Origin of the sequence: Sediminibacterium sp. KACHI17, assembly GCF_040362915.1 — a bacterium.
Lineage (GTDB): Bacteria > Bacteroidota > Bacteroidia > Chitinophagales > Chitinophagaceae > Sediminibacterium.
In genome coordinates this window covers 1,630,019-1,653,788 of record NZ_AP029612.1, presented here as the reverse complement: position 1 = coordinate 1,653,788, position 23,770 = coordinate 1,630,019, and the positions used below count along the sequence as shown (strand labels likewise).

Annotated in this window: 19 protein-coding genes; 9 read left to right on the top strand and 10 right to left on the bottom strand. The window is 40.1% G+C overall.

The window, feature by feature from the left end; genetic code table 11:
• Positions 1-2: 2 nt before the first annotated feature.
• The 4 genes from ABXG83_RS07250 to ABXG83_RS07235 form a co-directional block, all read right to left on the bottom strand.
• Positions 3-1,907, bottom strand: coding sequence for an ATP-dependent DNA helicase RecQ (locus ABXG83_RS07250; protein WP_353548187.1), 1,905 nt, complete (start codon positions 1,905-1,907; stop codon positions 3-5).
• Between the two features lie 21 nt (positions 1,908-1,928).
• Complete coding sequence (locus tag ABXG83_RS07245) at positions 1,929-2,129, bottom strand: four helix bundle protein (protein WP_353548186.1); 201 nt, start codon at positions 2,127-2,129, stop codon at positions 1,929-1,931.
• Complete coding sequence (locus ABXG83_RS07240) at positions 2,126-2,278, bottom strand: four helix bundle protein (protein WP_353548185.1); 153 nt, start codon at positions 2,276-2,278, stop codon at positions 2,126-2,128. The genes ABXG83_RS07245 and ABXG83_RS07240 overlap by 4 nt, the downstream gene beginning before the upstream one ends.
• 111 nt (positions 2,279-2,389) lie before the next feature.
• Positions 2,390-4,516 (bottom strand): cation-translocating P-type ATPase, encoded by a 2,127-nt coding sequence (locus ABXG83_RS07235; protein ID WP_353548184.1) that lies wholly within the window; start codon positions 4,514-4,516, stop codon positions 2,390-2,392.
• A 197-nt stretch (positions 4,517-4,713) separates the two neighbouring features.
• Between ABXG83_RS07235 and tsaE the strand changes: the two genes are divergently transcribed.
• Positions 4,714-5,136 carry a tRNA (adenosine(37)-N6)-threonylcarbamoyltransferase complex ATPase subunit type 1 TsaE gene (gene tsaE, locus ABXG83_RS07230; RefSeq protein ID WP_353548183.1) on the top strand — a complete coding sequence of 141 codons (423 nt, stop codon included), beginning with the start codon at positions 4,714-4,716 and terminating at the stop codon, positions 5,134-5,136.
• A gap of 91 nt (positions 5,137-5,227) precedes the next feature.
• The gene (locus tag ABXG83_RS07225) at positions 5,228-6,442 is read left to right on the top strand and encodes an alanine dehydrogenase (protein WP_353548182.1); all 1,215 of its coding nucleotides are present in this window, start codon (positions 5,228-5,230) and stop codon (positions 6,440-6,442) included.
• Positions 6,443-6,444: 2 nt separating this feature from the next.
• Here the strand turns inward: ABXG83_RS07225 and ABXG83_RS07220 are convergent, their stop codons facing one another.
• Positions 6,445-6,882 carry a RidA family protein gene (locus ABXG83_RS07220; RefSeq protein WP_353548181.1) on the bottom strand — a complete coding sequence of 146 codons (438 nt, stop codon included), beginning with the start codon at positions 6,880-6,882 and terminating at the stop codon, positions 6,445-6,447.
• A gap of 140 nt (positions 6,883-7,022) precedes the next feature.
• Positions 7,023-8,225 (bottom strand): anhydro-N-acetylmuramic acid kinase, encoded by a 1,203-nt coding sequence (locus ABXG83_RS07215; protein WP_353548180.1) that lies wholly within the window; start codon positions 8,223-8,225, stop codon positions 7,023-7,025.
• Between the two features lie 107 nt (positions 8,226-8,332).
• On the opposite strand from ABXG83_RS07215, the gene ABXG83_RS07210 reads away from it, so the two are divergent.
• The 7 genes from ABXG83_RS07210 (at position 8,333) to ABXG83_RS07180 (ending at position 19,641) form a co-directional block, all read left to right on the top strand.
• Positions 8,333-9,076, top strand: a complete 744-nt coding sequence (locus tag ABXG83_RS07210) for a DeoR/GlpR family DNA-binding transcription regulator (protein ID WP_353548179.1) — start codon at positions 8,333-8,335, stop codon at positions 9,074-9,076.
• A gap of 20 nt (positions 9,077-9,096) precedes the next feature.
• Positions 9,097-12,213, top strand: a complete 3,117-nt coding sequence (locus ABXG83_RS07205) for a SusC/RagA family TonB-linked outer membrane protein (protein WP_353548178.1) — start codon at positions 9,097-9,099, stop codon at positions 12,211-12,213.
• A gap of 18 nt (positions 12,214-12,231) precedes the next feature.
• Positions 12,232-13,527: a RagB/SusD family protein gene (locus tag ABXG83_RS07200; protein ID WP_353548177.1), complete on the top strand. Its 1,296-nt coding sequence runs from the start codon at positions 12,232-12,234 to the stop codon at positions 13,525-13,527.
• A gap of 127 nt (positions 13,528-13,654) precedes the next feature.
• Positions 13,655-17,080, top strand: a complete 3,426-nt coding sequence (locus ABXG83_RS07195) for a response regulator (protein WP_353548176.1) — start codon at positions 13,655-13,657, stop codon at positions 17,078-17,080.
• A gap of 15 nt (positions 17,081-17,095) precedes the next feature.
• A complete protein-coding gene (locus ABXG83_RS07190; RefSeq protein WP_353548175.1) occupies positions 17,096-17,941 on the top strand; it encodes a protein-glutamate O-methyltransferase CheR in 846 nt (281 codons plus the stop codon).
• Entirely contained in the window at positions 17,942-18,514 is a 573-nt protein-coding gene (locus ABXG83_RS07185; protein WP_353548174.1) for a chemotaxis protein CheB, read from the top strand.
• A gap of 17 nt (positions 18,515-18,531) precedes the next feature.
• The gene (locus tag ABXG83_RS07180; protein WP_353548173.1) at positions 18,532-19,641 is read left to right on the top strand and encodes an ATP-binding protein; all 1,110 of its coding nucleotides are present in this window, start codon (positions 18,532-18,534) and stop codon (positions 19,639-19,641) included.
• Positions 19,642-19,647: 6 nt separating this feature from the next.
• Here ABXG83_RS07180 and ABXG83_RS07175 read toward each other — a convergent pair whose 3' ends face one another.
• The 4 genes from ABXG83_RS07175 to lpxD all read right to left on the bottom strand — a co-directional run bounded on the left by ABXG83_RS07175 (position 19,648) and on the right by lpxD (position 23,730).
• On the bottom strand, positions 19,648-20,265 hold the full coding sequence (locus ABXG83_RS07175) for an ABC transporter ATP-binding protein (protein ID WP_353548172.1): 618 nt from the start codon (positions 20,263-20,265) through the stop codon (positions 19,648-19,650).
• A gap of 42 nt (positions 20,266-20,307) precedes the next feature.
• Positions 20,308-21,105 (bottom strand): acyl-ACP--UDP-N-acetylglucosamine O-acyltransferase, encoded by a 798-nt coding sequence (lpxA, locus tag ABXG83_RS07170; RefSeq protein ID WP_353548171.1) that lies wholly within the window; start codon positions 21,103-21,105, stop codon positions 20,308-20,310.
• Between the two features lie 43 nt (positions 21,106-21,148).
• Positions 21,149-22,555: a bifunctional UDP-3-O-[3-hydroxymyristoyl] N-acetylglucosamine deacetylase/3-hydroxyacyl-ACP dehydratase gene (locus tag ABXG83_RS07165; protein ID WP_353548170.1), complete on the bottom strand. Its 1,407-nt coding sequence runs from the start codon at positions 22,553-22,555 to the stop codon at positions 21,149-21,151.
• Between the two features lie 119 nt (positions 22,556-22,674).
• Complete coding sequence (gene lpxD, locus ABXG83_RS07160) at positions 22,675-23,730, bottom strand: UDP-3-O-(3-hydroxymyristoyl)glucosamine N-acyltransferase (protein WP_353548169.1); 1,056 nt, start codon at positions 23,728-23,730, stop codon at positions 22,675-22,677.
• Positions 23,731-23,770 lie beyond the last annotated feature (40 nt).

Here is a 23,770-nt window from a genome sequence, read left to right as displayed (position 1 = left end):
CTTTACAAAAGAGAGACTTTCCCATCTTCACCGATCATCAGCGCATTCTCTGTTTGCATAAAATCTAACACAGTCCATATTTTTTCTTTCGAAAAGGTAGACAGTTGTGCCAGAAGCGTTTCAATGGAGAGCGTTGTGCCGGTAAGTTTGATCCGAATATTGTTTTCAATAACGCTAAAATCCTCTGGGCTTAATTCTTTTTTCTTCTTTGCAAGACAATGATCACAAATGCCACAGGCAGATAATTGTGTATCGCCGAAATAGTTACCAATATATTTACTTCTACAACTATCTTGATCGGTAACATAACGGATCATATCGGATACACGAGCAGTATAGTTTTGTTTCCTTTCATGATAAGCATCATGATCTATATGTAAGTATTTGGCCGGCGCCCGATTGAGTAAGTAGTGTATCTGAGGTGAATCTTTTTTCGGTAGATATTCAATGATACCATAGGCTGCCAATTCTTTTAATTGCTGCTGTATAACTGCTTGTTCTGTTCGCATCACTTTTGCCAGTGAAGATTCAAAAATCGAAACACGATTATCAAAAATGCCTTCATAAGTGCGAAGTAATATTTTGATAAGTCCTTCTAATTGTGGTTGAGCTGTTTCAAACGCATACAGAGCATCTTTATCCGTTACAAACATGACCTGTGAAGGGAGGAAAATACTTTCGGCAAAACTGATATGGCCTTCTTGTTCCAGTACTTTCAGTGTATTGATAACTGTAGTAGTATCTAATTTGAAATTTTCTGTGAATTGTCTGAGATCAAAATCAAAGTAAGCACCTTCGCCGGTTCCGACGGGTAATTGAAAAAAATCAGCCAGCGATTGATACACTGATTGAATAGTCGTTAACGGAGGAAACTTTTTGTCGGGTAGATTTTTTAATTGTTCGATGTCGTTTAGATGGTACAATAAAACTGCAAATGATTTTTTACCGTCCCGCCCCGCACGACCAGCTTCTTGGTAATAGTTTTCTAAACAGTCGGGTATATTATAATGAATAACGGAGCGAACATTGGGTTTATCGATGCCCATTCCAAATGCATTGGTACAAACCATTACCCTTGTTTGGTCCTGTATCCAGGCTTTTTGTTTTCGTTCTCTTTCGTCTTGTGTTAATCCGGCATGATAATAATCTGCTAAAATGCCCTGTAACTGTAGTAGCTGGCAAACTTCCTTAGTTAGTTTTCTACTATTGGTATAAACAATGCTACTACCCGGAACTCCTTGTAAGATTTGTATCAGTTTATTCATCTTGCTTTCTGCTTCAAAAGAACTGTAGGATAGTGCGGGACGTTCAAACGACTGACGAAAAACAGAAGTATGATTCAATGCCAGTTTTTGAATGATATCCTCTTGTACTTTTTCAGTTGCAGAAGCAGTAAGTGCTATTATTGTAACATTCGATAACTCCTCACGTAAAGCAGCAATGCGTAAATATGGTGGTCTGAAATCATATCCCCATTGAGAAATACAATGCGCTTCATCTACAGCGATCAGATTGATATCTAAAACCGGTAAGTATTCTTTGAATAAAGCAGATTCAATTCTTTCCGGGGATACATACAAGAATTTATAATCGCCCCGGGATGCTTTTTGTAATAAGCTCCTCACTTCTCCATAACTCATCCCGCTATTCAAAGTGGCAGCAGCAATGCCTTTTTCAATCAGGTGAGCCACTTGATCTTGCATCAGGGCGATCAATGGACTGATCACTAAGCAAAGTCCATCCATAAGTAAAGCAGGAACCTGAAAGCAAATGGATTTTCCTCCTCCTGTTGGTAATAATGCGAGTGTGTCTTTTCCATCCAACACCGATTGAATGATCTCTTCCTGCATTGGTCGGAATTGATCATACTTCCAGTAGTGTTGAAGAATGGAAAGTGGGGTGGTCATGCAGGTGAAAAGTGAAATGATTTATTTTATTAAGCCGCTCAGTGAAGCAAAACACTGATTCAAATGTAGTGATAAGCTGGTAATTTGTTCTTTTGATAGATAAGATAAATCAAAAGCTGCCTCAGTTACATCATCAATTTCAATTAATGATCCTCTGGAAATTTCATAGTATCTTTTTCTCTCGATGGTCGATTTTCTTGATGAGCCTTCTGCGATGTTCAACTTGCAGAGAGGGCTACTCTTCTGATTTGAGTTATTGGATTGAACTTTTCTTCGACAGGAAGCAAAGCGGTCAACAAATAACATTCCTTAACTAGAAACCTTGAAATTTTGTATACTTCTAGTTTCTTGTGGTTTAATGATAAAGTCATTTATAAAAATCACGTATCAGAGTAACAAAAGAAGAAGCGTACATTAATTACAGGAATTATGGTGAAAATCAGGTATAAGTCTATGATATTATTACCTATACTTTCACTTTCTCACTCCACCTTCTTAAAATTCAAACGAACAGAATTCACTGCTAAAACAACATCGCTTAAACCCATTACCAAAGCACCGAATGTTGGATTAAGATAACCCAGTGCTGCAACAGGGATCGCTACTATGTTATAGGCAAATGCCCAGAAGAGATTTTCTTTGATCGTGATGTATGTATGTTTACCCAGTCCTAATGCTAACGGTAAATTTTTCAATCCGTGATTCATTAATACGACTTGCGCACTTTGCATGGCTACTTGTGTAGAATCACTCAAAGAAATACCCACCGTTGCTTTGGCCAATGCAGGTGCATCATTGATACCATCGCCCACCATAGCAGTAGGAACCTCTTGATTGAATTGAGCGATTCTTTCAAGCTTGTGCTCGGGTGTTTGTTCTCCTATGATCAGATCAATACCTAGTTCTTTTCCAACCTGTTCACATTTTTCTTTTTTATCACCACTCAGCAGGATGGTTTTGATACCTCTATTTTTAAGTGAACTGATCACTTCTTTTGCTTCAGCTCTTATTTCATCCGCGACATCGATCCATCCTAACAGTTCATTGTTGCGAATGATATAAACATTGTGTGAATGATCGTTGGTAAGTGCAGCCGCAGCTTTGAATGAGCCTGCTACATAGGTATTCCCTTCTTTATCTGTTGCTTGCATCCCCAATCCTTTCACCTCTTCAATTGTTGCCCATCTGATATCTTCTTTGCTCTTCCAGCTTTTACTGATAGCGCTTGCAATAGGGTGATTCGAATATTTTTCCAGTGAAAAAGCAATTTGTCTGAATTGTTCCTGAGTAATATTGTTGGAGATCACTTTGTCATCAACAATAGTAAAATGTCCTGTAGTCAATGTACCTGTTTTATCGAATACAACCTGTTTGATACTTTTAAAGATCTCCAGGCTTTTTGCATTTTTAAACAGGATACCATTACGGGCTGCCCTGCCAAGACCTACAGCGATGGCGGCAGGGGTTGCTAATCCCATGGCACAAGGGCAGGAGATCACCAATACAGCTATGCCCCTGAGCAAGCTGGCACCAAAACCAATATCTGTGGCGAAATAATTGATCAGCACAGTCACGGTTGCAATACTGACAACAGTTGGAACAAAAATGGCACTGATCTTATCTGCTAATTGCTGAACCGGTGGTTTTTCTGATTGTGCTTCTCTTACTAGGCGTAAAATATTGGAGAGCACAGTGTCTTCACCAACAGCTGTAACATATGCTTTAATGGTTCCGCTTTCCACAATGCTTCCGCCGATCAGGTGGTCATTCATTTTTTTGTATAACGGAACACTCTCGCCGGATATGATCGCTTCATTGATCTGTGCTTCACCCCATAAGATCTTACAATCCATTGGTACTTGTTCTCCAGTTTTGATCAATAACAAATCACCTACTTTCAGGCTGGTACTTTCTACCGGAAAAACATGTTCTTGGTGTTGATCATCATATGCGATCATATTGGCCATCGACTTTTGTGTAATAGCCAATTTTTTTAATGCGGTTTGTGTTGTTTCTACCGATCTATCCTCCATCCAATTGCCCAAGAAAACCAAGGTGATAATGGTAGCGGCTGTTTCATAAAATAAAAATTCTTCAGCCCTTCCGATCGCCGTTCCGTATAAGCTATATCCAAATGCAGCTACAGCACCTAACGCGATCAATACATTCATATTGGGGATACCCTTCAATAAACTCTTGATAGCACTTCGTCCGAAAAAATCCATTCCAACAATAAATACGGGAATGGTTAAGCCAAGTTGTACATAGGGATTCATAAGGAAATGAATATGTACACCCGGTATCATGTGCAACATTAGTGGAGCTGTAAATACAAAACAGAACCAGAAGCGTTGTAAGTGATTCGTGAATAATCTTTTTGATTTTTTTGAGGTATCGCTGTTATCCTCGTTTTTAACAGTGTAGCCAAGTCCATTAATACCTTTGGCGATTTCTTTTGGAGAACCATTGTCAGGCAGGTCAAAACTTACGTCGCCGCCGATAAAATTTACTTTTACGTTTTGCATGCCTTGCGACTGCAAGTATTTATTAACTGTGAGCGCACAATTGGTACAGGTCATACCTTCCACTTTCCAATTCACTTTTTCCATAATCAATATTGTGGGGTTGAGGTTTACAACTACAAATTTACCAAATAGCTAAAGCGACCTCTTTCGATTTGAGAAGAATATTTCTACATCATGGTTGCAAGAACAGTGTGAGCTTTTTTGCCATGGGCTATGGACCATAGACCATAGTCCATGGTAGGAGATATGCTTTTCACCCTCGTTCTTGTTACCTTTGCCGCATGGATGCAATTTTTGGATTAGCGCAAATAAAGGAAGTGGCAAAAGCACTATGGGCGTCAGGGAAGAAGCACAAAGTATGGGCATTTCATGCAGAAATGGGTACGGGAAAAACGACGTTCATTCATGCGCTATGTGAAAATCTGGGTGTGACTGATGCGATCGGTAGTCCGACTTTTGCCATCGTGAATCAATATGAGGGTAAGGAAGTCGGAACATTATTACACATGGATTGGTATCGACTAAAAGATGAGGAAGAGGCGATCGAGGCTGGAATTGAAGATCACCTGAATAGTGGCGATTATTGCTTTATTGAATGGCCGGAAAAAGCAGCAGGACTATTGCCTGACAATACGTTTCATGTATACATTGAAACCCTTGATCCATCTACAAGGCGTTTATACACAGATGCAATAGCTGTCTGAGTCTGCGTGGAATGTCATAACTTTAATGAAGGAACATTTCAGATATACGTAAAATCATAAGATCCATTTTCTATCCAACTTATAACCCCACATGGCTACCAGTAAACCTTCTATCAGCACTTCATTTGCCTATGAAACTTTGGAAGAGACCCTTGACATCAAACCTCAGGGTGCAAAGTTGCATATTGGCATTCCTAAAGAGATCGCTTTTCAGGAAAATCGAATTGCACTTACACCGGATGCAGTAGGTGTTTTGATCTCTAATGGACATCAGGTTGTTGTAGAACATGGAGCGGGAGAGGGTAGCCATTATTCTGATCGTGATTACTCTGAAATGGGTGCCAGTATCGTGTATGATCGTAATGAGATCTTTAAATGTCCCATACTTGTAAAAAGCGCCCCGCCTGTAGCCGAGGATATGCCTTTATTACAGATGAATCAAACCATCATTTCTCCCATACATCTATCAGCTTTACGAAAGGAATATATTGAAAAGATGATGGAGAAAAAGATCACTGCATTGAGCTTTGAAAATTTCAAAGATGACAGTGGTACCTATCCGATCGTAAGAAGTATGAGTGAGATCGCAGGTAGTGCGGTGATGTTGATAGCCGGACAATACCTCAGCAGTTTTAATAAAGGCAAAGGAGTATTATTGGGTGGTATCAGCGGTATTCCTCCGACCAAAGTTGTGATCGTTGGTGCTGGTATTGTTGGAGAGTTTGCCACCAGAAACGCATTGGCATTAGGTGCTTCTGTGAAAGTATTTGATAACAATGTGTATCGCTTAAAGCAGTTACAAAATAATCTCGGACAAAGAATCTGGACCAGTGTATTAGAGCCGCGTATTCTTTCGAAGCAATTAAAGACCTGTGAAGTAGCAGTGGGTGCATTGAGTAATGAATTTGGCAGGGCACCGGTTGTGGTAACAGAAGAAATGGTAGCTGCTATGCGTCCGGGAAGTATCATCATTGATGTGGCGATCGATCGTGGTGGTTGTTTTGAAACCAGTGAATTGACCAGCCATCAACATCCCACATTTGTGAAACATGATGTCATCCACTATTGTGTTCCCAATATCCCAAGTGGTTTCGCCAGAACAGCAAGTCAGGCCATCAGCAACGTACTCATGCCATTGATCCTGGAAATAAGTGATGAAGGAGGGCTTGAAGAAATGGTTTGGCACAACTTCAATCTCCGTGAGGGTATCTATATGTTCAAAGGAGCATTGACCGATTTTTATATCAGTCAAAAATTCGATCTCAAGTTTACAGATCTGAATTTGCTGATTGCGAGCCGCCGTTAGTCTTATTGCTTTTTGGGTAAATGCGCAATGACTTCAATTTCCAGTTTTGCATCCGGCATGTACAATCGGCTAATCTGAACCCAGGTAGCTGCAGGGTAATCTCCTTTATACATTTCTTTTCGGGCTTCATTATGTGTTTTCATAGCTTCGATATCGGTGGTGTATAGATTTTCTTTCACCACATTTTGTAAGGTAGCGCCGAATGCAGCCAAACTTCTTTCTATGGTTTGATAGACTCTTTTGATCGAAGCGGGCGTAATATCACGGGCAACTGTTCCGGATACATAAATTACATTGTCTACTTTAACAGCCTGGGCATAACCGGCACTGGTATCCTGCTTGGCACCAAAGTGAAATTTCTTTTTTTCAATGGTATTATTTGTTTGAGCAGTTGCAGTGATGCCTGCCAACAGCAAAAACATTATGAATACTGATCTCATCGTTTCGTTTTCTGTGAAAGTAGCAAGATGCTTTATTCACTGGATGTGAAATAGTATGAAATGCAATGATGCGTGTTGGATGGTAAATACGCTAACCGGATTATTTTCTGTTGTCGAAAAATTAAATCGGTCATATACTGTTATGACGGGAAACTGATCTTACCCATACTTACAGCGGGTATCCCATGTCTTCCGGCGCCCAAAGCTACTTGTCCGCCTGCCACTGCTTCATTGGCCAGAATAGCGAATAGTACAGCTTCTTTTGCATCAGGATTTACTTCTAATTCAGCTGTATCTCTGAATGTAATACCCGGTAATTGTGCATGAATATGTTCCATGAGTAATGGGTTGTGCATGCCACCACCGCTGGTATACACCACAAAATCATTTCTATTGGTCATACACCTGTGTAGTGCATCAACGATCATATCTGCAGAAAATCGATTGAGTGTAGCCATGATATCTCCATGTGATAGGTCTTTGCAACCTGCTGTTTGCATGGCTGCATTGAGATAATCCAGATTGAATAATTCGGGTCCGATGGTCTTTGGAAAATCGTTGGTAAAAAATTCATTGTCTTTCAAAGCGCTCAATAAAGCTTCATTAATCTTTCCCTGTCTTGCAATGCTCGCATTTTCATCAAAATATTTTCCCTGGAAATGTGCTTGTACATAGGCATCCATTAAAGTATTTCCTGTACCTACATCGGTGCTGAATACTTCAGCCACATCTAATCCGGAAGGTAAATAGGTAAAGTTGGCAATACCACCAATATTCAGCATGATACGATTCTCTTTGCGACTGCTGAAGATGAGATAATCACCATATACAGCTAATGGAGCGCCTTCGCCGCCAGCGGCAACATGTTTTTGTCTGAAATCACTCAGGGTAATGATCCCTGTTTTGACTGCAATATGATCACCATCACCTATCTGTAAAGTTGCGTTGTCAAATTCATCATCCGGATGTAACAGCTTAGGTGCGTGATAGATCGTTTGTCCATGACTGGCAATCAGATCAACAGCAGCAGGAACTGTATTCCATTTTTTTAAACAATTCAGAATAATGGATGCATGTTCTGTTCCTACCCAGGCATTCAGGAGACAAACCTTTTCCAGGTCAACACTTCTTTTTGAAAAAATAGATTTGATATGGTCTTTGAATACTTTATCATAAACCACCGTCTCAAATGCCAATAATTGCACGTTTGTTTGGGTTCCTTGTCCGGATATGCGGCATAATGCCACATCCAGTCCATCTACAGAAGTACCACTCATTAAGCCTATGATAACTCTTTCGGGCTTGTTAGCAATGGTATATAGTGCTGAAATATTCGGATTCATGCCTTTAAATTAGACTTAAAAACGCATCATTGTGCATATTCTTGCAAAAAATATTTGGAAATACGCATTTTCCCGCATTAATTTTAAGGAACTTATTTATTGCTGCTATGCTGAAAACTGAAAGACAGGCCTATATCCTACGCCAAATAGATTTGCATAATCGTATACTCTCCTCTGACCTCAGCAATGAAATCAATGTATCCGAAGATACCATACGTCGCGACTTGAATGAGCTAGCGGAAATGGATAAGATCATTAAAGTACATGGTGGTGCATTGTCTAAATCTTTTCATAGTTCCTTCTTAAAATCAGATGTATACAAAGCAGACAGTAAAAGAGTGATTGCCAGTAAAGCTGTTTCATTGATCAGAAACAATATGTTCATTCTGACAACAGGTGGAACAACTGTAATAGAAATGGCACGTTTGTTACCTTCTGATCTCAATGCTACTTTTTTCACCGGCAGCATTCCCGCTGCGCATGAGTATGCACAACACCCCAATATTGAAGTGATTTTTTTAGGCGATAAGATCTCTAAAAGTTCACAAATCGCTGTAGGAGGTGAAGCCATCTCAAAGATTGCTGGTATTAAAGCTGATCTGTGCATCATGGGTATCAATGCTATTGATGAGACGGGTATCACAGATAATGACTGGGAAGTGATTCAAGTGAAGAAAGCGATGATACAAGCTGCTGAGAAGACGGTTATATTATCAATCTCCGAAAAACTCAACACCCATCAGCGACTTACGATCTGTGGGTTGAATGAAATCGATACCATCATTACAGAACTCGATCCATCGAATCCTGTATTTGAACCTTATAAGAAACAAGGCATTACTATTTTGTAATTATCTATAAACGCTGAAATATGAAAATGAAACCGCTCTTGAAGCCGGTCTTACTGAAAACAGCTTTCTTGCTGCTGTTGACAAGTTTGATCACGGCTGCGGGTATTGCGCAAGTTCGCGTATCCGGTAAAGTAACTGCTAAAGGCGGAGCTGCTGTGGAGGCTGCTTCCGTATTCATCAGAGAAAACAATGTAGGTACCGCTACAGACAACAATGGTACATTTAGTTTCTCTGCTTCCTTAAAACCCGGTAGCTATACACTGGTTTTTTCCGGTACCGGCTACAAAACACAACAAGCTTCTTTTACAGTAACAGCCGGTAACAACAGTTATACGCTGAATGCTGAATTAGCAGATGATGTTTCTAAATTAGATGAAGTGATCGTTACCGGTAACTCTCAGGGTACTACCCGTCGTCAGTTAGGTAGCTATATCAGTTCTGTTAGTGCTGAAGACTTGAATAAAGGAGCTACAGGAAATGTACTGGCTGCATTGCAGGGTAAAACTGCCGGTGCACAGATCTCTCAAAACTCCGGGGATCCTGCAGGTGGTATCTCCGTTCGTTTGCGTGGTATCAGTTCTATTTCTTCCTCTTCAGAACCTCTATATATCATTGATGGAGTGATCGTGAATAACGCAACCAATCGTGTAACCAACACTTCCAGCAACTACGATGGTGGAAACTTCGTAGGAAGTATTGGTCAGAGCAGATTGGTAGATATCAATCCGAATGATATCGAAAGAATTGAAGTACTGAATGGTGCTGCTGCCGCTGCTATTTATGGTAGCCGTGCAAATGCCGGTGTGGTTCAGATCTTCACTAAGAAAGGTAAAAGTGGTGCCCCAACTGTAAGTTTCTCTACCAGCTTTACAACCAGTAGCCTGCGTAAGAAATTAGATGTAAACCAGGCTCCTACTAAGTTTGGTGGTCCAACAGATGGTCCGGGTGCATTGACACAAGATATCCTTTCTCCAGCTGTTACCACTACAACTCCTGTAACTCGTTATGATTATCAGGATTATATTTTCCGTAATGCCAATGGTACTGATAACAATATCTCTATCAGTGGTGGTACTGATAAGACGAAGTATTATATCTCTGGTTCTTATTTCTATAATCAGGGTATTGTAAGAAATACAGATTTCCAGCGTTACAGTTTCCGTAGTAATATCGATCAGGTACTGAACAAATGGGCAAGCTTCAATTTAGGCTTGAACTATATTAACAGTACTGCGAATGAAAAACCGGATGGTAACTCTTTCTTCTCTCCAATGAACTCTGTTACCATCATTGGTAATTTCCATGATATTTGGACAAGAGATGCATTGGGTAATATTCGTGCAGTAGGTGAGCGTGGCCGTGCAAATCCAGTATCTGTGATCGAAGATATCAAGCAGCGTCAAACCACCAATCGTTTGATCGCGAACCTCGGATTGAAACTTCGTCCAATCACCGGTCTTACTGTAGATTATACCATGGGTATTGATAACTATGCACAGAATGGAAATACTTATATTCCTCCGTTTGCATACAATGTAAGTACTGCATTCTTTGGTGGTGGACCTGCATTGGATCCTACACAAAATGGTTATTCAAGTGCAGCGAATAATAATTTCTTTGCAATCAACCACGACTTGAATGCCACCTATTCCAGAAATATCACCAACAATATCAACTCGGTTACTCAGGTTGGATTTTCGCAGCAATATGAGAAAAACAGCTTCTCACTTTTACAAGGAAGAGGCTTGGCTCCATTTGTACAAACCGTAAATGGTGCTAGTACCAGATTGGATCCTGTTGATGAAAGAAGTGAGTTGTCTATTTCCGGTGCCTATGTTCAACAGAATTTCAAATACCGTAACCAATTCTTCGTAACAGGTGCTGTTCGTGTGGATGGTTCATCTGTATTCGGAAAAAATCAGCGTAACCAGACCTACTATAAAGCGAGTGGTAGCTATGTGATCTCCGGAACTGATTTCTGGGCTAATTCAGGTATTTCAAAATGGTGGGATCTGTTCAAAGTTCGTTTGGCATATGGTGAAAGCGGAAACCTTACAGGTATCGGTGCTTACTCCAGATTCAATACTTACAGCTCTTCTTCTTATTTAGGAAGAACAGCATTGAACTCTAGTGGTACATTGGCGAATGAAAATGTAAAACCTGAAAGACAACAAGAAACCGAATTAGGTTTTGATCTCGCTTTCTTGAATAACAGAGTAGGGTTAACAGTGAATATTTACAATAAAAAAGTAACAGATCTGTTGATCAACCGATTCATCGCTCCTACATCTGGTTTCAGCAGCTTGCTGGATAATTTCGGATCATTAGAGAACAAAGGTTTTGAAATTGTGTTGACCGGTAATCCGATCGCTAAGAAAGATTTCAACTGGAATATCACAGGTATCTTCAACCGTAACAGAAATAAGGCAGTTCGTATCGGACAAGCATTGACGCTGTTAAGTACCAATGCAGGTGCACCTGTTGCGATCATTGAAGGACAACCCGTAGGTGTTTTCTATGGAACTTTCTTTGCGCGTAATGCAGATGGAAGTGAAGTGAAAAATGCCGGAGGTATTCCTCAGACAGAAAGAGGTGTTCAGAACAGTGCATTGGTATTCACTCCCGGCAGAACCGGTGGTTTACCAAGTGGTGCAGTATTGCGTAAGGTGATCGGTGATCCAAATCCTGATTATACTACCAGCCTTGTGAATGAGTTTACTTACAAGCGTTTTGGTCTGCGCGTTCAGATCGATGCGGTACAAGGTGTAGATGTGTTCAATGCTGATTTCCGTACACGTCAGGGTGTAGGTAATGGTAAAGTTGCTGAACAAGAACATCGCGGACAATTACCACGTGGATATATCAGTGGTATCTATGCGATCGAAGAATGGAGAATTGATAATGGCAGCTATACCAAATTGCGTGAATTATCACTTAGCTATAATTTCGGAAAAGTAAAAGGATTCAGTGACCTGAGTATCAATTTCAGTGGTCGTAACCTCATCAGTTGGGATAACTACAAAGGATATGATCCTGAAGTAAATGCAGGTGGACAAAGTACCATTCTGCGTGGAATTGATTTTGGTGCAGTGCCTATTCCAAGAACTTTCAGTTTTGGTATTCAGGCTAAATTTTAATCCTCAAAAATTACTTGTATGAAAAAGAGTATTCAAACATCATTATATACAGGTCTGACAGCACTGCTTTTGACAACGGCAGGTTGTAAAAAAGACTTTAATAATCCGAATGCCGCAACTTCGGATCAGGTATTTAGTTCGGCAAAAGGTTTGGCTGGTACGGTAGTTGGTTTGCAAAGAACCTATGCATCGAATGTTGCATATGGTATGTCTGATGCAACCGGACTGATCACCAATGAAACCATTTTGATGAATCCGGGTAACGTTTCTGAATTTCAGTTCAGCACCGGTGGTACAGCAGTAGACGGTACCAATGCATTATTAGGGAATGTCTGGAGTTCAGCGAACAAAGTCATTTTTGATGCGAATAACGTGATCAATGCGGCTGCGAATCTTACAGATAAAGGATATGCGAGTGGATTGATCGGGTATGCCAGTATTTATAAAGCACTTTCATTGGGTGCATTATCCAGCTATTGGGAAAAAGTACCTGATACAGTAGGAACAGCTACAACCACATTCTCAGACAGAAATGTAGGTTTTGCTCGAGCCATTGCGGCCATTGATAAAGCTTTGGCAGCGATCAATGCCAATGCCATTTCTGCTGCTTTTGCTGCAGATGTTCCTGCAGGTGTAGATATTGTCAATACATTGAATGCACTGAAAGCACGTTATTCATTGTTTGCCGGTAACTATGCTGCTGCATTACAAGCTGCGAATGCTGTAGATATTACAAAGCGTTCAACGATGAATTTTGAAGCGGCCAATCCAAATCCGATCTTCAACTTTGTAACCTCTACCAATAACGTGTATCAGCCCGTAGACTCTACCTTAGGGTTACCTGCTGCGATTGCACCTGATCTGGCTGACAAGCGTATCCCATTCTATACAGTGATCAATGCAACCATCAATCCTCGTTTCCGATTGAATGGTTTCTGGAATACACCTACTACTGCTATTCCATTGTATTTCCCGGGTGAGATCATGCTTATTAAAGCAGAGTGTTATGCTCGTCAGGCAACACCTGATCTGGCCAATGGAATCATTGAATTGAACAAAGTGGTAACGAAAAAAGCAGCGAATGATGTATTGGGCATCGGTGCTGATCTTGGACCAGCAGCCCCTGTTACAGTCAATGATTTGCTGACACAGATCTATCGCAATCGTTGTATCGAGTTATACCTGTCTGGTATGAAACTGGAAGATATGCGTCGATTCGGAAGACCAACCGCTGAAAGAAAGAGAAATTTCTTCCCTTATCCTTTCCGTGAGCGTGACAGTAACCCGAATACACCGGCAGATCCTGCTTTCTAAAATTTTCAAGTATCTATCTCCAGCCCCGACAATATTGTCGGGGCTTTTTGTTGCTGGTAATTTGTTGTGAGTCATTGATTGTTATTTATTTAATTATCTTACAAGTCATTTAAAAAGCCGATATCAAATGATCCGTTCCCTGCCCCTCAGACTGTATTCTGGTTTAGGTATTGCAGTTTTACTCGTATTTCTGGTAGGTTTTATTACCATCGACTCCCTGGAGAAACAAGCCAAAGAAGCAGATCTCGTTCGACATACCCATCAGGCCATTTCTTATGTAAGAGACATTCGCTTTTCCGTGATGCAGATCAGGGGAGGTAGAAGAGCGTATTGGGTAACCAATGATCCAAAGGATATGGATGCATATGAAAAAGGGATCACTTTTATTCCCAATCGATTAATGGATCTGAGGGAATTTGTAAAAGACAATGTGCCACAAGTTATCAATGTCATGAAACTTGACTCACTGATTACTGACTTGTTGCGCTATTGGAGAACGGATGGCGTTATATCTCCTAATATGCCTGCAGAATCTTTTAAAAAAATCATTCTGGAAGAGGAGATACGATTAAATAAAATTTATGGGCAGATCGAAAAGGTGAAAATTGAAGAGGAAGATCTGTTGATGAAAAGAGAAGCAGTAGTACTCTCTTTTAATGAAAGAACCAAGCTTATTTTATATATCGGTATCAGTGTATTGCTTATTGTAGTACTGTTATTGATCAATGCAGTGATCCAAACATTGAAAAGCCGTTATAAAGCAGGGCTGAAGCTCCAATCTACTCTTGAGCAAACTGAAAAAGCCAGTATCCTTGCGCAAGAAAAGAACTGGGTCTTGGAGGGGATGAGTTATATCAATAACCGCTTGCAGGTAGTGGACAGCTCCGGAGAGCTCGCACATCGTATCATCACAGCCATGGTTCAATACCTGGAAGTACCGGCTGGTGTGATCTATTTTATGGATCCGAAAACTGAACAGTTGGTAACAGTTGCTTCAGTTGCCGTAGGTTCCTCTTCTAAGAAATCATTTGTGATCGGAGAAGGTGTGGTAGGAAATGCTGCTTTATCTAAAACGGTTACAATCATCAAAAATATTCCACCCGATTATTGGAAAGTGGATTCTTCACTAGGACAAGTAAGTGGTAACGGAGAAATCGCTTGTTTACCCTTATGGATGAATGAAGAATTAAAAGGACTAGTAGAACTGGGTTGCTTCACACAGTTTACAGAACTGCAGATCTCTTTATTGAAAAGTATTTCTGATATTCTTTCTGCTGCTATTAATTCTTATCAGTCCAGAGACAGGATCAATCAATTATTGGATGAATTACAGGAACAGAAAGAAGCCTTACTTGAGCAACAGGAAGAACTTCGTCAAACCAATGATGAGCTCAGCAGACAAGCCGAAGAGTTACAGGCTTCAGAAGAAGAATTGAAAACACAGGAAGAGGAACTGAAGCAGATCAACTTAGAATTGAAAGAAAGAAATGAAGCAATTGAAAATGCCCGACAAGCACTCACATTAAAAGCCAAAGAGCTGGAAATGACAAGTCGTTATAAGTCTGAGTTTCTGGCAAACATGTCGCATGAACTGAGAACGCCTTTGAATAGTGTACTGATACTTGCGAAACTATTGGCTGATAACAATACCCAAAATCTGAATGCCAAACAGATCGAGTATGCCAATATTATTTATAAATCAGGTAATGACCTGTTGCAGTTGATCAATGATATTCTAGATCTGTCAAAAATTGAATCAGGAAAGATCGACTTGATCATAGAAGATGTGACGGTTGAATCCTTGGTTACTGATATCATACAATTATTCTCTGTAGTAGCCACGGAAAAAAATATTGATCTGCGTATAGCGCAACAAGCAGATATTCCGCCGCAGATACATACCGATAAGCAACGATTATTTCAGGTGATCAAAAATCTTCTTTCCAATGCATTTAAGTTCACACCCGGTGGTGGTAAGATCACGGTTGATTTTCGTTCAGCACCCGGAAGAACAGCTGAAATGGCGATCAGTGTCATAGATACAGGTATTGGTATCGCACCGGATAAGCAGAAACTTATTTTTGAAGCATTCCAGCAGGCAGACGGTTCAACCAGTAGAAAATACGGTGGCACAGGTCTTGGTCTTTCCATTAGTAGAGAATTGATCCGTTTGCTAGGAGGTACTATTGAGGTCAAAAGTGAGTTGAATAAAGGAAGTGAGTTTACGATCTTTATTCCTTACCAATACGTACCATTGGTTCAACCGAAAAACGAATTTGCTGAACTGACGGCTTTATCGGAGGGTCAGGAATCCATCGCCATTTTGCCTTTTGAAAATATCCGGGAGCAGAATAAAGTACCTGATGACAGAAATCAGATTGAAGCAGGAGAGAAATTGATGCTCATTATTGAAGATGATGTCAACTTTGCTACCATTATTCGTGACTACGCCCGGCATAAAGGATATAAAGTAGTGATCGCCTTAGAAGGAGATGAAGGCTTGTATTATGCAAGAAGATTTAAACCTAATGCGATCATTCTCGATATCCAATTGCCGGTAATGGATGGCTGGACCATCCTGAAACAGATCCGTTCTGATGAGTCGATTAAGCATACACCTGTACATATCATCTCGGCTATTGATGATAACAGGTTCAAGCAGGAAGATGTAATGGCATATTTGAAAAAGCCGATCGATGCGAACTCTCTGGAAAAGGCTTTTCAAATGTTAGGCAGTCATATCCGGAAAAGCCTAAAACAAATATTGATCGTTTCAGCTGTTCATTTTGAGGAGCAAGATCTGCACCAGCTGGCGGTTGAAAAAGATTATAAACTGCATTTTGAACAAGTGTCGGATATTGATGCAGCTAGAAAAAATATCTCGGAACTTACTTATGACTGTATCATAATTCATATTGGAGATTCCATTCAGTTAAAAGAAGCCAAACAGATCAGTCAGTTCCTGATCGATAAAAAAATTCCTATCATCATTCATTTAGATGATGATATCAATCAGGCTGATGAGATGGAATACAGAAAGATTTCAGGTATCATTATTCGTAGTGCAGTGAATGCAAGTAACCGACTATTAGACGAGTTGGAACTATTTCTGCATAAAATGAATCAATCGGATAAGAAAGCTGAAAGTGGTATTCCTGCTGCACCATTGAATGATCAGAGTCTGCTGAATAAAACAGTATTGGTTGTTGATGATGATATGCGAAATGTATTTGCGCTGAGCGCAGTGCTGGAGTCTAATAAAATGCAGGTTTTAACAGCCAGTGATGGAAAAGAAGCATTGGAGCAATTACAAAAATTTCCGGATACCGATATTGTATTGATGGATATCATGATGCCGGAAATGGATGGATATGAAGCCATGCAAAGGATTCGAAGAGATTTAAAAATGATGGAACTACCCATTATTGCACTAACCGCAAAAGCGATGGCAGGTGATCGGGAGAAATGTATTGCTGCAGGTGCTTCTGATTATATTACCAAGCCAGTAGACATGCAAAAATTATTATCACTTATGCGTGTTTGGTTAACCTGATGATCTAATGTGTTTATGAATAATGTGATCGGACTAAATCCTAAACCGGAACTCAGTTCTCAGTCTTTTGAGCAATTGCTTCATTTGTTACATCATGTATATGGCTATGATTTTTCAGGCTATTCAAAAGCCTCTTTATTACGCCGTATTTATAAATTCATGGATGCACATGAAGTAAGTGAAGGGCAGCAACTGATACAGCTTTTAGCAGGAGACACATCCTTATTCCATTCATTTCTGGAAACCATCACGGTCAACGTAACAGAAATGTTCAGGGATCCGGGCTTTTATAAATCGATTCGTGAAAAAGTGTTACCTGTACTTGCTACCTATCCGCAGATCAATATCTGGCATGCCGGATGCTCAACAGGTGAAGAAGTTTTTTCATTGTGTATTTTGCTGCATGAAGCCGGTCTGTTACATCGAACGCGTATTTATGCAACGGATATCAATGCTTCTTATCTTGAAAAAGCGAGAACGGGTGTGTTGCCTATGGCGCATATGCGGGAGTACACACTGAACTATCACCAGTCGGGATGCGCAGGTGATTTTTCGGATTATTATACCGCTTTGTATGATCATGTATTGATTCATAAGGAAGTCAGAGATCGGGTGGTGTTTCTTCAGCATAATCTGGTAACTGACCGGTCATTCAATGAGTTTCAACTGATCCTTTGTCGAAATGTAATGATCTATTTCAATAAACAATTACAGAATAAGGTGTTGAAATTGTTTCATGAGAGTTTATCATCATTGGGATTTATTGGCTTGGGTATGAAAGAGAGCTTGTTGTTTTCCGAATATAGATCCAAGTATTCAGTTGTTGATGGTGGCGCGAAGATTTTCAGAAAAAAAAGCTAAATGGAGTCAATACCGAAATATGATATCATTGTGATGGGTGGCTCTGCAGGAAGTATTCCTGTTTGTATCTCTCTGCTCAAAGCCTTGTCCAATAATAAACATATCCCCGTAGTATTGATCATTCATCGAATGCGCAATGTTGTTAGTCAACTTGATAAGTTATTAACCCGTGAAGTAGGTTCAATCAAAGTTACAGAGCCGGAGGATAAGCAGCTTATCGCAAAAGGAAGGGTATATCTTGCTCCACAGAATTATCATTTACTTTTTGAGGAAGATGACAGCTTCAGTTTGGATTACTCCGATCCTGTTCATTATAGTAGGCCATCTATTGATGTAAGTTTTGAGAGTGCCGGACGAGCATATGGCAATCGTGTATTGGCCATTTTATTAAGTGGAGCAAATGCTGATGGTTCTTATGGCATATCATATTTATCAGATATTGGAGCCGACTGTATAGTACAGGATCCCAATTCAGCACAGTATCCAACTATGCCTTCGTCTGCTATCGCTTTGGGAAAAAATATTCGTATCATGAATGAAGCGGAGATGGTGGCATTCTTACAGGAATTATAATTAAATTGCTACAGCACATGAATATCCCTCCTATACAACAACATGATTTCACGATACTATTAGTAGATGACAGACCTGAAAATCTGTTATCATTGGAAGAGATATTGGTAAAGCCCGGTCGTCAATTTCTAAAAGCTAATTCCGGGAATGAGGCTTTGAAACAAGTATTGAAACATGATCATATCGGATTGATCATGCTGGATGTACAAATGCCGGAAATGGATGGTTTTGAAGTAGCAAGAATCTTAAAATCAAATCCCCGTACCAAAGATATTTCTATCATTTTTGTTACTGCATTAAGCCGTGAAGAGCAATATGTTTTAAAAGGTTTTGCAGAAGGTGCAGTCGATTATCTGCAGAAACCACTTGATATTAATGTAGTTCGTGCAAAAGTGAATGTATTCGAACAGTTGTATTTCAATCAGTATAGACTTAAAACGGCTCTTACAGAATTAGATAGAATCAATAAGCAGTTAGAGAAGTTTGTGTATATCGTATCACATGATCTGAAATCTCCTTTGTCATCTGTTATCATGATGCTCGAACTCATTAAAAATGATACATACATTAAATCAAATGCAGAGATCAGTGAACATGTAGACATGGTGTATCAGGCTTCAGGAAGACTATCCGAAATGATCATGGCTTTATTGGAGTATTCAACCACCAGTTTGTCGCAACAAACAGTAGAAGATGTGAATACGCATTTGATGGTAGAAGAATTAGCTGCTCTTTTGTTTCCTCCGAAACATATCCAAATACAGATTCTTCAAACACTGCCAGAGTTCCGGACAAGAAGGGTGAAATTGGAGCAGGTGTTTCAAAATTTAATAAGCAATGCTATCAAATACAATGATAAGGCTAAGGGACTGATAGAGATCGGGTACACAGATAGAGATACGCACTATGAATTTTTTGTAAAAGACAATGGTCCCGGTATAGCAGAAGAAGATCGTTCTCGTATATTCCGCTTATTTGAGATCACCGATAATACATCTACTCGTGATAGCAGTACCGGTATTGGACTGAACCTGCTGAAAATTATAGTCGAAGAGCAAGGAGGGAAAATTTGGGTAGACTCTAAAAAAGGGGAGGGCAGTACTTTCTTCTTTCAATGGATGAAATAACGCTTCTTATTTATGATCGGGTACGTAGATCTTATTCGTACAGAATCCGTACTCATTTACATCATTACTGCTGACGATAATGGTTTTTTCTTTGGCATAGGTATCGATCAGATGATGGTATAAAGCATATCCATGCTCATCTAGGTTGGTACAAGGTTCATCTAATAGTAACAAAGAGCAGTCGCTGAAAATTGCTTGTGCCAATTTTATTCTTTGTTTCATGCCACTACTGAAGTAACGAATTTGTTTATGAGCGGCTTTTTCCAATCCGATCGTCTCCAGTATATCCGTAATTGAAATATTGTTCAGTAAGGGTTTGAAAGAACGATGGAAATCTAAGAATTCAACTGCTGTCATTTCCTCAATCAGTTCGAGATAAGGGGCTGCAATTGAAAGATGTTTGAAAACATGGTCTGGATCAAGGTTTTGTTGATTCATCACCCATTTGATATCACCTTGACTGAGGGTCATGCTTCCGGCCAATACTTGTAATAAGGTGCTTTTACCGCTACCATTCGGGCCTGTCAGTGCATATTTCTTACCGGATTCAAAACGGTAATTGATGGTACGAAATATCCATTCCCGGTTGAATTTTTTTCCAGCATCCGAGAGTTCGATTAGCATGTATCCTAAATGATTAATGAATAGAAGATGAAGTGTGGTGTATTAATCTTCGTCACCACCACCTTTTACAAAACGTTTGATGATACCGCGACCACTTTCACGAATAAAGGTAACGATCTCATCTCTTTCATCACTGGCAGTCAGTTCTTCTTCTATGAATTCCAGTGCTTGTGAAGTATTCATGCCTTTATTGAAAATGATCCTGTAAATGTCTAGGATGTGATTGATTTTCTCTAATTCAAACCCTCTTCTTTTTAATCCAACACTATTCACACCACCATAACTCAATGGGTTTCTTACAGCTTTGATATAAGGAGGTACGTCTTTGCTAACCAAGCTACCTCCGGCAATATATGCATGTTGTCCAATGGTTACAAATTGGTGAACCGCACTCACACCAGCGATCCAGGCCCAGTCGCCCATGACTACGTGACCTGCTAGTTGCACACTATTACTGAGAATGCAATTGTCGCCGATCAAACAGTCGTGTGCAATATGACTATAAGCCATGATGAGACAATTGTCTCCCACTTTTGTTTTCCATCTGTCTGTAGTTCCCCGATTGATGGTAACAAATTCACGTATAGTAGTATTGTCTCCAATTTCAACTGTTGTTCTTTCACCCGCAAACTTCAGATCCTGAGGTATGGCACCCAATACAGCACCCGGAAATACACGACAATTTTTTCCGATACGGGTACCATCCATAATGGTAACATTACTGCCGATCCAAGTGCCTTCTCCAATTTGAACATCACCATGGATTACAGTGAAGGGATCAATTTTAACATTGGGTGCAAGTCTTGCATTGGGATCTATATATGTATATGGATGTGTCATTATTTGCAGGTTCTGTTGTAGATAATAAGGTGTTGTAAGGAGTTTAAGATCTTTTTACAATTTGAGCAACGAGGTCGGCTTCAGTGGCAACTTTACCACCAACATACACAGTACCTCTCATTTCACAAATGCCTCTGCGGATCGGTCCTGTAAATTCCATTTTCAATAACATGGTGTCTCCCGGACGAACCATTTGTTTGAATTTACAGTTATCAATTTTTAAGAAGTAAGTATCATATTGTCCTTCCGGCATTGAATTGATACACAGGATACCACCTGTTTGCGCCAATGCTTCGATCTGAAGTACACCCGGCATTACAGGGTTTCCCGGAAAATGACCCGGAAAGAACCATTCATTGAAAGTGACATTTTTCACACCCACAATATAGGTATCGGTTAGTTCAATGATCTTATCCACCAATAAGAAGGGGTGACGATGTGGTAATGTTTTTTCGATTTTTTCAAGCGGAAATATTGGAGGCATGGTAGGATCATAAACAGGAACATCCTTAACATGCTTATTCTTCTTGATATATTGTTTGATCTTCTTTGCGAATTCTACGTTGCTGCTATGTCCGGGACGATTCGCAATGATTCTTGCTTTGATAGGATAGCCGATCAAGGCCAGATCACCTACTACATCCAATAGCTTATGTCGTGCAGGCTCATTCGGGAATCGTAATTCTAGGTTGTTGAGATAGCCTTCACTTTTTACTTCGATCTTATCACGTTTAAAAACTTTTGCAAGTCTTTCCATCTCCTCATCTGTCACCGGTTTGTCTACGACTACGATGGCATTATTGATATCGCCACCTTTGATGAGATCATGATCCAATAACATTTCAAGTTCATGCAGGAAGCAGAAAGTTCTGCAGGGTGCAATCTCAGTTCTAAAATCTTTGATGGTTTTTAAGCCGGCATGTTGGGTACCTAAAACAGGACTATTAAAATCGATCAATGTTGTGATCTGATAATCGAGTGATGGTAATGCTACCATTTCTACTCGTTTGGCATCATCATAATGGTAAATATTCTCATCGAGGCTATACCATGCTTTTGCAGCTTCTTGTTCAACCACGCCTGTTGCGGCGATCAATTCAATAAAGGGGGCAGAACTTCCATCCATGATGGGAATCTCAGGTCCATTCAATTCAATCAAAACATTATCTACACCCATACCCACCAATGCAGCCAATACATGCTCTACCGTGCTTACTTTGGCATCACCAACCTGCAGGGTAGTACCTCTACTGGTATCGGTCACCAAATCACAGTCAGCTTTAATGACAGGCTGAGAAGGAAGATCAATACGTTGAAACTGGATACCAAAACCCGGGTTGGCGGGCTTTAAGGTCATATCTACCAGTACTCCGGTATGTAAACCTGTACCGCTAATACTCACGGCACTGTTGAGGGTATGTTGTTTGTCTGGGTTGAAATGATTGTCCATGCTATACTGTTTTTCCGGTCAGATGATCTTAGTAGATATCTGTTTGAATCACTGTCTCAGTGATTCCCTGCTTAGAAATATAGTGCAAAAATAAGATTTCAGGGTGGTTTAATGGGTTATTATGATGCATTTACCCGGTCAGATACCAGTTGTGCGATCATTTTTTCAAGTTCTTTAACCCTTTTTTCAAGATCAGGCAAATTCCTGAGTTGTGCTTGTGCCCTTAGGAAACGGGTAAAATCATCAGCAGGTGTGCCTGTCAATGTACGATTGGACTCTTTAATACTTTTTGTGATACCGCTTTGTCCATTGATCTTACTGCCATCGGCAATGGTGATATGTCCGGCAATCCCTGTTTGTCCGCCGATCATTACCGATTTTCCGATCTTGGTGCTTCCACTTACGCCTGTTTGTGCAGCGATCACTGTATTACAACCTACCTCTACATTATGTGCGATCTGAACAAGATTGTCTAGTTTGGCTCCCTTCCTGATAATCGTAGATCCCATGGTAGCTCGATCGATTGTTGTATTGGCACCGATCTCTACCTCATCTTCAATGATCACATTACCGATCTGTGGTACTTTTTGGAAGGAGCCATTGCTTTGTGGTGCAAAACCAAACCCATCACTTCCAATTACGGCGCCTGCATGTATGATCACATTATTTCCGATCACACAACCATGATAGATCTTTACACCTGCATGAATGATGGTATTATTTCCCACTTTCACATCCTTGCTCAATACTGCTCCGGGAAATATTTTAACATTCGAACCGATCTCAACATTTTCATCGAGGTAAACAAATGCACTAACAAAAATATTTTCTCCCAGTTTTGCTGATTCATGAATAAAACTGGGCTGTTGAATGCCTTGTAATTGCATCGTCATCATTTGCTGATACTTGGTAAGCAAAGTGGCAAATGCAGTGTAAGCATCCGGCACCCTGATCAAAGTATTGGTAACCGGTTTTTTTAATACCAGTTGCTGATTGATGATGATCACCGATGCTTTGGTCTGATATAAATATTCTTCGTATTTCGGATTTGCTAAAAAAGAAATTTGTCCATCAACGGCCTCTTCTATTTTACCAAAAGAAGAAACGGTTACCTGGGCATCACCTTCCAGTTGGCCATTGATCAACAAGGCGATCTGTGCGGCGGTAAATTGCATATGGTGGAGTTTAGATTTAGTCTATTGACCATGGTCCATG